Source organism: Pseudomonas sp. TH32 (genome assembly GCF_016650855.1).
GTDB lineage: Bacteria > Pseudomonadota > Gammaproteobacteria > Pseudomonadales > Pseudomonadaceae > Aquipseudomonas.
This window is the reverse complement of sequence record NZ_JAEKFA010000002.1, coordinates 425445-437666: the sequence shown is the minus strand read 5'-3', so window position 1 is coordinate 437666 and position 12222 is coordinate 425445. Positions and strand designations below refer to the sequence as shown.

Below are 12222 nucleotides of genomic sequence, written 5' to 3'. Positions count from 1 at the left end.
TTCACCGTGGCATTGTTCCCGACAACAACCTCACTTTCAATCAATGCGTGCGCACAAGTTGCACCCATTTTCGATCGCTGCGCCTTTCAGCACGGTGCAAATTTGCCAGACTGTGGTGGCGAATCCCTTGAACCCGCCCTCACATCAGCACGTGGGATGCGACTACCCAGAACACTGAAGCGTGCTTAACCGCAGAAATGCGCAGACGGGGGATGGGTATAGGCACAAAAGCGGACCGTGCACTTGAGGAAAGTACACGATGAATCCACTGCCTAACCTGTTCTGAATGATATAGCGGCGTTAACGCTGAAGAGGCGTACTCGACCGCTCACGACGCGTTGCGTACCTGACTAGCGCGCCGAATATCGGCCCGATCAGCATACCGACGATTAATGCCAAGGTAATAAACACTGCGGCAGGCCACTGTGCACTACTCCAGCCAAAAAATGACAGGGTAACGGCTTGTTGGTTTTCCAACACAAACGCTAAAATCGCCAAAACGACGACAAAAATAGCTAATATCAGTATAAATCGCTTAACCCCGCGCATAATCCTCTCCTACCTAAAAAGACTCAGACGCCGTCTTCCTCATCTTCATTGACTCGATCTCGCAATTCCTTCCCCGGCTTGAAGTGAGGTACGAACTTTCCGTCAAGACTGACGGATTGCCCGGTCTTAGGATTGCGACCTACACGCGGCGCCCGATAATGCAGCGAGAAACTACCAAAGCCACGAATTTCAATCCGGTCCCCGGTAGCCAGGCACTGGGACATTTGTTCAAGCATAGTCTTGATAGCAAGCTCCACATCCTTGGATGAGAGGAGCCCTTGATGGGTGACAATTCGTTCGATCAACTCCGACTTCGTCATATTTTTCCCTTCTTTTTCAAGCAGCTAGGAAAAGCGCTTCGAAGGTTTTAGCATGACCGGAGGAATTTGAACAGCCCAAGTATTGACTTATATTCAAAGAGTTGGGGCGTAACTCTCAGAGCCACGGCTTTAGAGCCCGCCACCCCTCGCTTCGCCTAGCGGCACAGAAGCCACTCAAGAGTGATAACTGGCTGATGGAGCCTATGAGCGCGAACGCGCTACCAGCAAGACCACAGCGCCCCAGCCGCGGAACACCGGGACGAAGTTCGCATAACACCAAATCCAAGGCACAAAAAAGGGCGACCGAAGTCGCCCTTTTTCTATGGTCTGACAGAACTTAGTTCTGCTTTTCCATTTGTGCACGCAGCAGGTCGCCCAGAGTGGTAGGACCAGCAGAAGGCTCAGAGGTAGCTGGCTTGTCGCGCAGGCTCTGGATTGCTTCTTTCTCTTCAGCGTCGTCTTTCGACTTGATGGAGAGCTGGATTACGCGGCTCTTGCGGTCAACGCTGATGATCTTGGCTTCTACTTCTTCGCCTTCTTTCAGAACGTTGCGCGCGTCTTCAACGCGGTCACGGCTGATTTCGGAGGCTTTCAGAGTCGCTTCGATATCGTCGGCCAGAGTGATGATGGCGCCTTTGGCGTCAACTTCTTTCACGATGCCTTTAACGATTGCGCCTTTGTCGTTCTCTTGAACGTACTCGGAGAACGGATCGCTTTCCAGTTGCTTGATACCCAGGGAGATACGCTCGCGCTCTGGGTCAACCGACAGGATAACGGTGTCCAGCTCGTCGCCCTTCTTGAAACGACGAACAGCTTCTTCGCCAACTTCGTTCCAGGAGATGTCGGACAGGTGAACCAGGCCGTCGATGCCGCCGTCCAGACCAATGAAGATACCGAAATCGGTGATCGACTTGATGGTGCCGGAGATTTTATCGCCCTTGTTGAACTGGCCAGAGAAATCTTCCCATGGGTTAGATTTGCACTGCTTGATGCCGAGGGAGATGCGACGACGCTCTTCGTCGATGTCCAGAACCATAACTTCCACTTCGTCGCCGACTTGTACGACTTTCGAAGGGTGGATGTTCTTGTTGGTCCAGTCCATTTCGGAAACGTGTACCAGGCCTTCCACGCCTTCTTCCAGCTCTGCGAAGCAGCCGTAGTCGGTCAGGTTGGTAACACGCGCGGTTACGCGAGTGCTTTCTGGGTAACGAGCCTTGATAGCGACCCATGGATCTTCGCCCAGCTGTTTCAAGCCCAGGGAGACACGGTTGCGCTCACGATCGTACTTCAGAACCTTGACATCGATCTCGTCGCCAACGTTGACGATTTCCGATGGATGCTTGATACGCTTCCAAGCCATGTCGGTAATGTGCAGCAGGCCATCGACGCCACCCAGATCGACGAATGCGCCGTAATCGGTGAGGTTCTTGACGATACCTTTGACTTGTTGGCCTTCCTGCAGGGATTCCAGCAGAGCTTCACGCTCGGCGGAGTTTTCTGCTTCCAGGACGCTGCGACGGGAAACGACAACGTTGTTGCGTTTCTGGTCGAGTTTGATGACCTTGAATTCGAGTTCTTTGCCTTCCAGGTGCGTGGTGTCGCGCACAGGACGAACGTCGACCAAAGAACCTGGCAGGAACGCACGGATGCCGTTAACGTCGACAGTGAAGCCGCCTTTAACCTTACCGTTGATAACGCCCTTGACCACTTCTTCAGCTGCGAAGGCTGCTTCGAGAACAATCCAGCATTCAGCGCGCTTGGCTTTTTCACGGGACAGCTTGGTTTCACCGAAACCGTCTTCAACCGAGTCCAGAGCAACGTGAACTTCGTCACCGACATTGATAGTCAGGTCACCAGCATCGTTGTAGAACTGTTCCAGCGGGATCAGAGCTTCAGACTTCAGACCAGCGTGAACGGTTACCCAGCGAGCTTGGTAATCGATATCAACGATAACACCGGTGATGATGGAGCCTGCCTGAAGGTTCAGGGTTTTTAGGCTTTCTTCAAAGAGTTCCGCAAAGCTTTCGCTCATTTTAATTCCTGTTGATAAGGGCGAAGAATACGCCCATCTCCACACCCCAGACGGTGTGGGTCAGTTTCAATTAAAAGAAGCACCACAGGACTATGACTGGTCCCCTGCGGCCTTCTTGGTCACCCGGCGATATCGCGAATGGCGATTTCACTCAAGATGCGTTCCAGCACCTGCTCGATGGACAACTCCGTGGAATCCAGCTGTATGGCGTCAGCCGCCGGCTTGAGCGGGGCTACCGCACGCTGGGTGTCACGCTCATCGCGTGCACGGATCTCATCTAGCAGACTCGACAGACTAACACCATCGACTTTGCCCTTCAACTGCAAGTAACGGCGACGGGCCCGCTCCTCGGCGCTGGCGGTCAGGAAAATCTTCAGCGGTGCCTCGGGAAAAACCACCGTGCCCATGTCGCGGCCGTCAGCCACCAGGCCCGGCGGCTCCTGAAAAGCTCGCTGGCGCTGCAGCAAAGCGTCGCGCACAGCCGGCAAGGCGGCAACTTGGGACGCCCAGGAACCGACCTGTTCGTTTCGCAGATCATCCGTCACATCGTCCCCTTCCAGGATGATGCGCTGGGGATGACCTTCCGTCGCCCCGACGAACTGCACATCAAGATGGGCAGCCAGCAGCTTCAGTGATTCTTCGTTGGTCAGGTCGACGCCATGGTTGCGCGCAGCAAAAGCCAGCAAGCGGTACAGCGCGCCGGAATCCAGCAGGCACCAGCCCAGGCGCTTGGCCAGGATGCCGGCGATCGTGCCTTTGCCCGAGCCACTTGGCCCGTCGATGGTAATCACCGGTGCTTTGATATTCACAATTGAGCCTCTTGGGCAACACGGATGCCGACTTGGGCACACAGTGTAAGAAAATTCGGAAAAGACGTAGCCACGTTGGCACAGTCATGGATACGAATCGGCGCAGCCGCTCGCAGGGAGGCCACGCTGAAGGCCATGGCAATCCGGTGATCGCCATGGGCATGGACTTCACCACCACCGATTACGCCGCCTTCAATGATAATCCCATCAGGTGTCGGTTCACACTTTACGCCCAACGCCAGCAGCCCATCGGCCATCACCTGGATCCGATCGGACTCCTTGACCCGCAGCTCCTCTGCACCACGCAATACCGTCCGGCCTTGCGCGCACGCCGCCGCCACGAACAACACCGGGAATTCATCGATAGCCAGCGGAACCAGGGCTTCGGGAATCTCGATACCCCTCAACGGCGCCGCGCGAACACGCAGATCGGCAACCGGCTCGCCACCCACTTCCCGCTGGTTTTCCAGGGTGATATCCGCGCCCATCAGCCGCAGGATATCGATCACCCCGGTACGAGTCGGATTGATCCCCACATGCTCAAGCAACAGCTCAGAGCCTTCGGCAATCGAAGCCGCCACCAGGAAAAACGCCGATGAGGAAATATCCCCCGGCACTTCTATATGCGTCGCGGTAAGCGAGTGACCGGACTCGACCGACGCCGTTGCCCCCGCCACCTCCACCGGATAACCAAAACCACGCAACATCCGCTCGGTATGGTCACGGGTCGGCGCGGGCTCGGTAATCGAGGTTTTACCCTCGGCATACAACCCGGCCAGCAGCAGGCAGGATTTAACCTGGGCGCTGGCCATCGGCAATGCGTACGTCAGCCCTTTCAGTGTCTGGCCACCACGAATCGTCAGTGGCGGACGCCCTTCCGGCCCGGTCTCGATTACCGCGCCCATTTCACGCAATGGCTTGGCCACACGATTCATTGGGCGCTTGGACAACGAGGCATCGCCCGTCAATACGCTGTCAAAGCTTTGCGCCGCCAGCAAACCGGACAACAGCCGCATGGAGGTGCCGGAATTACCCAGATAAATCGGACCTGGCGCCGGCTTCAAGCCATGCAGGCCAACCCCGTGAATGGTGACGCGCCCGTGGTGCGGGCCTTCAATCACCACGCCCATGTCGCGAAACGCCTGCAGGGTCGCCAGGGCATCCTCACCTTCCAGGAAACCTTCTACCTCGGTGACGCCATCCGCCAGCGACCCAAGCATGATCGAGCGATGAGAGATCGATTTATCCCCAGGCACCCGAATCCGCCCGCTCAAGCGGCCACCCGGGCTGGCGAGAAACACCAGGTCATCCGCGTTTACAGCAGCATCCATATAAGCCCGACGCGCCAGAATCTTGCTGAAATGCTCCCGCGCCACCCGCGCACGGGTGAACACCCCCAACAACTGATGCCCGTCGCCCGCATCGACCGCGTCGCGCAAGGCGTCGAGGTCACTGCGGAACGTATCCAGGGTGCGCAACACTGCATCGCGGTTGGCGAGGAAGATGTCGTGCCACATCACCGGGTCGCTGCCGGCGATCCGGGTAAAGTCACGGAAACCACCGGCGGCGTAACGGAAAATCTCGAGGTTCTCGTTGCGCTTGGCCAGCGAGTCCACCAGGCCAAACGCCAGCAAATGCGGCAAATGACTGGTCGCCGCCAACACTTCATCGTGGCGCTCGACCTGCATGTGCTCGACGTCCGCCCCCAGCTCGCGCCAGAGCCGATCCACCACGGCCAATGCCGCAGGATCGGTTTCATCCAGTGGCGTCAGAATCACTTTATGGCGGCGGAACAGTTGCGCATTGGAGGCTTCCACCCCGCTCTGCTCGGACCCGGCAATCGGGTGCCCGGGCACAAAGCGCGCAGGCATGCCACCAAAGGCCTGCCGGGCGGCACGCACGACATTGCCCTTGGCACTGCCGACGTCGGTCAGGATCGCCCGGCCCAGGTCCATGCCGGCCAACAGCGCCAGCAACTTCTCCATGGCCAGGATCGGCACCGCCAACTGAATGACATCCGCGCCCTGGCAGGCAATCGCCAGGTCCGCCTCGCAGCGATCCACCACCCCCAACTCAACCGCCAACTTGCGCGATTGCGGGTCCAGGTCCACACCGACCACTTCGCCACACAGGCCGCTTTCCCGCAGGCCCTTGGCGAAGGAGCCGCCGATCAATCCCAGACCGACCACCACCAGGCGACCGATCATAGGCACAGCAGGTTGCAATGCAGTGACATCAACCACGAGCCAGAACCTTGGCCAGTGCCTCAAGGAAGCGGCTGTTTTCAGCAGGCAAACCGATGGTGATGCGCAGGTGGTTCGGCATGCCGTAGTTGGCAACCGGACGTACGATCACGCCTTCGCGCAGCAGGCCCTGGAACACCGGCGCCGCAACTTGGCCGAGATCGACACAAATGAAGTTGCCCTTGGACGGAATCCAGCCCAGACCCAACTCACGGAAGCCTTCCTGCAATTGCAGCATGCCGCTTTCGTTGAGGCGACGACCTTCTTCCAGGTACTCGGCGTCCTGCACCGCAGCGCAGGCCGCCGCCAGTGCGAGGCTGTTGACGTTGAAGGGCTGGCGAACACGGTTCAGCACATCGGCCACCACGGCGGTGGACAGGCCGTAACCGACCCGCAGCGATGCCAGGCCATAAGCCTTGGAGAACGTGCGCGAGACCAGCAGGTTCGGATAGGCCGCGAGGAAGTCCAGGCCGTCCGGCAGGTCGCTGCCTTCGGCGTACTCGATGTAAGCCTCGTCCAGCACCACCAGCACGTGCTCCGGAACGTCTTGCAGGAAATTGTCCAGCACCTCGGCGCTGAACCAGGTACCGGTCGGGTTATTCGGGTTGGCGATAAACACGACACGGGTCTTGTCATCGATGGCCGCCAGCATGGCCGGCAGGTCATGGCCCCAATCCCTGGCAGGAATGACGCGAGCTTCAGCCCCTACCGCCTGAGTGACAATCGGATAGACCGCAAACGCGTGCTCACTGAACACCGCATTCAGGCCCGGCGCCAGATAGGCACGGCCGACCAGCTCCAGAATGTCGTTGGAACCGTTACCCAGGGTCACCTGGTTCAGCTCAACCCGGCACTTTTCCGCCAACAGGGACTTGAGCGCAAAGCCATTGCCATCGGGGTAACGGGTCAGCTCAGCCAGCGCATCACGAATCGCGGCCAGTACCTTGGGGCTTGGGCCCAACGGGTTTTCGTTACTGGCCAGCTTTACGATCTTCGATGGATCCAGATTCAACTCACGCGCCAACTCGTCCACAGGCTTGCCCGGAACGTAAGGCGACAGTTGTTGCACGCCCGGCTGTGCCAGGGCGAGGAAGTTGCCACTCATGTTAAAGCCTCACAAAACCGCTTTCGGGTAAGAGCCCAGCACCTTGAGTGCTACGGCTTCCTGACTGATTTTCTCGAGCACACCCTTGACCAGTGGGTCGCGATGATGGCCGACGAAGTCGATAAAGAACACATAAGTCCATTTACCGCTGCGCGAAGGACGAGTCTCGATTCGCGTCAGGTCAATCCCGTTATCGTGGAACGGCACCAGCAGCTCATGCAGCGCGCCGGGCTTGTTGCTCATGGAGACGATGATCGAGGTCTTGTCGTCGCCGGTGGGCGGCACTTCCTGGCTGCCGATCATCAGGAAGCGCGTGGAGTTATCCGGGCGGTCCTCGATTTTCTCGGCCAGGCGCGTCAGGCCGTATAGGCCAGCGGCCATGTCACCGGCAATTGCCGCCGAATTCCACTCGCCCTTGACCCGCTTCGCCGCTTCGGCGTTGCTGGACACCGCCACACGCTCCACGTTCGGATAGTGCGCGTCCAGCCACTTGCGGCACTGGGCCAGGGACTGGGCGTGGGAGTAGATGCGGCTGATGCTGTCGGTCTTGGTGTTTTCGCCCACCAGCAAGTGGTGGTGGATACGCAGCTCAACTTCGCCGCAGATCACCATGTCGTGCTCAAGGAAGCTGTCGAGCGTGTGGTTGACGGCGCCTTCGGTGGAGTTTTCCACCGGCACCACGCCAAAATTCACCGCCCCGGCGGCCACTTCACGGAACACTTCGTCGATCGCGGCCATCGGCTTGCTGATCACGGCGTGACCGAAGTGCTTCATGGCTGCAGCTTGAGTGAAGGTGCCTTCCGGGCCGAGGTAAGCCACTTTCAGCGGCTGCTCCAGTGCCAGGCACGAAGACATGATTTCACGGAACAACCGCGCCATCTCTTCGTTGCCCAGCGGGCCCTTGTTGCGTTCCATCACGCGCTTGAGCACCTGGGCTTCACGCTCCGGACGGTAAAAAACCGGCACTTCGCCTTCAGCCAGGGACGCCATTTTCACCCGTGCAACTTCCTGGGCGCACCGCGCGCGCTCACTGATCAGCTCCAGGACTTTCTCGTCCAGGCTGTCAATGCGTACGCGCAGGGCCTTGAGTTCTTGCTCAGACATTAGCCGTGTTCCTTTTCGAACTCTGCCATGTAGGCCACCAACGCCCTGACGGCGTGGATATCGACAGCGTTATAGATGGAGGCGCGCATGCCACCTACCGAACGGTGGCCCTTGAGGTTCAACAGGCCGCGCTCATCGGCGCCGGCCAGGAATGGCTTGTCCAGACGGTCGTCCGCCAGGCGGAACGGCACGTTCATCCACGAACGATCGGTCAGGTTGATCGGGTTGCTGTACAGGCCGCTGGCGTCGATGAAGTCGTACAGGGTACGTTTCTTCTCTTCGTTGAGCTTGCCCATGGCAGCCACACCGCCCTGCTCTTTCAGCCATTCGAATACCAGGCCCGACAGGTACCAGGCGAAAGCCGGCGGGGTGTTGTACATCGAGCCGTTATCGGCCGCGACCTTGTAGTTAAGCATGGTCGGGCACAGCGAACGCGCACGACCCAGCAGGTCTTCGCGGATGATGTTGACCAGGATGCCGCTCGGGCCGATGTTCTTCTGCGCGCCGGCGTAGATCATGCCGTACCTGGACACATCGATCGGCCGCGAGAGGATGTCCGAGGACATGTCGCACACCAGCGGAACATCACCTACCTCGGGAACCCAGTCGAACTCCAGGCCGCCAATGGTTTCGTTCGCCACATAGTGAACGTAGGCGGCGTCTTTCGAGAGCTTCCACTCGTTCTGACCAGGAATGGCGAAGTAGTCGTAAGGCTTGGCAGTGCCCGCCACATTGACGTGGCCGTAACGGGAGGCCTCTTCAATCGCCTTCTGGCCCCAGATACCGGTGTCGATATAGTCGGCCGTGCCGTCTTCCGGCAGCAGGTTAAGCGGGATCTGGGCGAACTGCTGGCTTGCGCCGCCTTGCAGGAACAACACTTTGTAGTCAGACGGGATGTCCAGCAAGTCGCGCATATCCTGCTCGGCCTTGGTGGCAATGGACACGAACTCATCGCTGCGATGGCTCATTTCCATCACGGAGAGGCCTTTTCCATGCCAGTCGAGGAGTTCACCCTGCGCGCGCTGCAGGACTGCTTCAGGAAGCGCCGCGGGACCGGCACAGAAGTTATAGGCTCTCTTGCTCACATCCAATCTCTCTGATCTGGTGGGACTGCAATCAACATCCCGCAACGCGGAACCCTGTAGGAGCTGGCTTGCCAGCGATGCAAACGACTCGGCGCTTCACTTGAACCGAGTTGATGCCATCGCCGGCAAGCCGGCTCCTACAAGAGCGGCGCGGCGTCGTATTTCAAAAGGGACAAACAACAAGGGGGCGAATCTTCATCCGCCCCCTGTGTGTCCGCTTATTCCTGCGGTTCTTCTTCGTCTGCGGCAGCGTCGAGTGTTGGCTCGTCGACGTTGTCATCGCCACCGGCGATCACGTCACCCTCAAGCTCTTCACCTTCCAGCTCCTCACCCTCGACTTCCGATGGCTCCTGGACACGCTCCAGGCCTACCAAGGTTTCGTCGCTGGCCAGCTTGATCAAGGTCACGCCCTGGGTGTTACGCCCCAGGCTCGACACTTCATCAACCCGGGTACGCACCAGGGTGCCCTGGTCGGAAATCAGCATGATTTCCTCGCCATCCAGCACCTGGACCGCGCCGACCAGACGGCCGTTGCGATCGTTGCTGACCATGGCGATAACGCCCTGGCCGCCACGCTTGTACTCAGGGAACTCGCTGATGGCCGTACGCTTGCCGTAACCACGAGCCGAAGCAGTGAGAATCTCGCTGCCTTCTTCCGGGATCAGCATCGAAATCAGCTTCTGCCCTTCCGGCAGACGCATGCCGCGCACACCGCGGGCGGTACGGCCCATGGCGCGAACGTCGGATTCCTTGAAGCGCGTGACCTTGCCGCCGTCGGAGAACAGCATGACTTCACGCTCGCCGTCGGTGATGGCCGCGCTGATCAATACGTCGCCTTCGTCCAGTTCGAGGGCGATCAGGCCCACGCTGCGTTGACGGCTGAAGGATTCCAGCGGGGTCTTCTTCACGGTGCCCTTGGCGGTGGCCATGAAGATGAAGTGACCTTCGGTGTATTCGTCTACTGGCAGCATGGTGGTGATGTATTCATCACTGTCCAGCGGCAGCAGGTTGACCAACGGACGACCACGGGCAGCGCGGGACGCTTCCGGGATTTCGTAGGTTTTCAGCCAGTACACCTTGCCTTTGCTGGAGAACAGCAGCAGCGTGGTGTGGCTGTTGGCAACCAGCAGGTGAGCGATGTAGTCCTCATCCTTGACGCCGGTAGCCGACTTGCCTTTACCACCACGACGCTGGGCCTGGTACGCAGCCAAAGGCTGGGTCTTGGCATAGCCACCGTGGGAGATGGTCACGACGCGATCTTCTTCCGGGATCATGTCACCCAGGGTCAGGTCGAGACGGGCATCGAGAATCTCGGTGCGGCGCACGTCGCCGTATTCGGCGCGGATCACTTCCAGCTCTTCGCGGATCACTTCCATCAGGCGCACGGCGCTGTTGAGGATGCGGATCAGCTCGCCGATCTGGTTGAGAATCTCCTGGTACTCGGCCAGCAGCTTCTCGTGCTCCAGGCCGGTCAGGCGGTGCAGACGCAGTTCCAGGATGGCCTGGGCCTGTTCCGGGGACAGGAAGTACTTGCCGTCGCGCAGGCCGTATTGTGGGTCCAGGGTCTCCGGACGGCACGAATCGGCACCGGCACGTTCAACCATCGCCACTACGGCACTGGATTCCCACGGCATCTTGATCAGGGCTTCCTTGGCTTCCGACGGCGTCGGCGAGGCCTTGATCAGGGCGATGACCGGGTCGATGTTCGACAGCGCAACCGCCTGGCCTTCCAGGATATGGCCGCGTTCACGGGCCTTGCGCAGTTCGAACACTGTACGGCGGGTGACCACTTCGCGGCGGTGACGCACGAAGGCTTCCAGCAGATCCTTGAGGTTCAGGATGCGCGGGCGGCCGTCGATCAGCGCTACCACGTTGATACCAAACACGCTTTGCAGCTGGGTCTGGGCGTAGAGGTTGTTGAGGATCACCTCAGGCACTTCGCCACGACGCAGCTCGATCACTACGCGCATACCGTCTTTGTCAGATTCGTCGCGCAGCTCGGTGATGCCTTCCAGCTTCTTCTCTTTAACCAGCTCGGCGATCTTCTCGATCAAACGCGCCTTGTTCAACTGGTAAGGAAGCTCGGTGATGACGATCTGCTGGCGGCCACCGACCTTGTCGATGTCTTCGATGATCGAGCGGGCGCGCATGTAAATGCGGCCACGGCCGGTGCGGTAGGCTTCGATGATACCGGCGCGACCGTTGATGATCGCGGCAGTCGGGAAGTCTGGCCCCGGGATGTATTGCATCAGCTCATCGACGGTCAGCTCGGGGTTGTCGATGAGGGCCAGGCAACCGTCGATGACTTCACCGAGGTTGTGTGGCGGGATGTTGGTGGCCATGCCCACGGCGATACCGCTGGAGCCGTTGACCAGCAGGTTGGGAATACGGGTCGGCATGACCGCCGGGATCATTTCGGTGCCGTCGTAGTTCGGCACCCAGTCCACGGTTTCTTTGTGCAGGTCAGCCAGCAGCTCGTGCGCCAGCTTGGTCATGCGCACTTCGGTGTATCGCATGGCCGCAGCGTTGTCGCCGTCGACCGAACCGAAGTTGCCCTGGCCGTCTACCAGCAGGTAGCGCAGGGAAAACGGCTGGGCCATCCGAACGATGGTGTCGTACACCGCAGTGTCGCCGTGAGGGTGATACTTACCGATCACGTCACCGACAACACGGGCAGATTTCTTGTACGGCTTGTTCCAGTCGTTACCCAGCTCGCTCATCGCGAACAGCACACGCCTGTGCACGGGCTTCAAGCCATCGCGCGCATCAGGCAGTGCCCGACCGACAATTACGCTCATCGCGTAGTCGAGGTAGGACTGTTTCAGCTCGTCTTCGATATTGACCGGGAGGATTTCTTTGGCCAGTTCGCCCATGAGAAGCCTGATTCCTTTTTCGGGTGAAACCTCGTCACATCCATATGGGACGAACGAAGCTCGCCGCTGCTGGCATGGTGCCTGGCAACGACTTACGACAAA

At 59.1% G+C, this 12222-nt stretch carries 9 protein-coding genes; all 9 read right to left on the bottom strand.

What is annotated here, in order from left to right; translation table 11 throughout:
- Positions 1-300: 300 nt before the first annotated feature.
- The 9 genes from JFV30_RS05650 to gyrA all read right to left on the bottom strand — a co-directional run bounded on the left by JFV30_RS05650 (position 301) and on the right by gyrA (position 12120).
- A complete protein-coding gene (locus JFV30_RS05650) occupies positions 301-549 on the bottom strand; it encodes a lipopolysaccharide assembly protein LapA domain-containing protein (protein WP_201122399.1) in 249 nt (82 codons plus the stop codon).
- Positions 550-572: 23 nt separating this feature from the next.
- The gene (gene ihfB, locus JFV30_RS05645; protein ID WP_032888918.1) at positions 573-869 is read right to left on the bottom strand and encodes an integration host factor subunit beta; all 297 of its coding nucleotides are present in this window, start codon (positions 867-869) and stop codon (positions 573-575) included.
- 337 nt (positions 870-1206) lie between these two features.
- On the bottom strand, positions 1207-2901 hold the full coding sequence (gene rpsA, locus JFV30_RS05640) for a 30S ribosomal protein S1 (protein WP_003218806.1): 1695 nt from the start codon (positions 2899-2901) through the stop codon (positions 1207-1209).
- A 119-nt stretch (positions 2902-3020) separates the two neighbouring features.
- Complete coding sequence (gene cmk / locus JFV30_RS05635; RefSeq protein WP_003172653.1) at positions 3021-3710, bottom strand: (d)CMP kinase; 690 nt, start codon at positions 3708-3710, stop codon at positions 3021-3023.
- Positions 3707-5917 carry a bifunctional prephenate dehydrogenase/3-phosphoshikimate 1-carboxyvinyltransferase gene (locus JFV30_RS05630; protein WP_242487137.1) on the bottom strand — a complete coding sequence of 737 codons (2211 nt, stop codon included), beginning with the start codon at positions 5915-5917 and terminating at the stop codon, positions 3707-3709. Before JFV30_RS05630 ends, cmk begins: the two co-directional genes overlap by 4 nt.
- 28 nt (positions 5918-5945) lie before the next feature.
- Positions 5946-7058, bottom strand: coding sequence for a histidinol-phosphate transaminase (hisC, locus tag JFV30_RS05625; protein ID WP_010176229.1), 1113 nt, complete (start codon positions 7056-7058; stop codon positions 5946-5948).
- Positions 7059-7067: 9 nt separating this feature from the next.
- Complete coding sequence (pheA, locus tag JFV30_RS05620; protein ID WP_003218812.1) at positions 7068-8162, bottom strand: prephenate dehydratase; 1095 nt, start codon at positions 8160-8162, stop codon at positions 7068-7070.
- Positions 8162-9247: a 3-phosphoserine/phosphohydroxythreonine transaminase gene (gene serC / locus JFV30_RS05615; protein ID WP_010176230.1), complete on the bottom strand. Its 1086-nt coding sequence runs from the start codon at positions 9245-9247 to the stop codon at positions 8162-8164. The genes pheA and serC overlap by 1 nt, the downstream gene beginning before the upstream one ends.
- 218 nt (positions 9248-9465) lie before the next feature.
- On the bottom strand, positions 9466-12120 hold the full coding sequence (gyrA, locus tag JFV30_RS05610) for a DNA gyrase subunit A (RefSeq protein WP_010176232.1): 2655 nt from the start codon (positions 12118-12120) through the stop codon (positions 9466-9468).
- Positions 12121-12222: the final 102 nt, after the last annotated feature.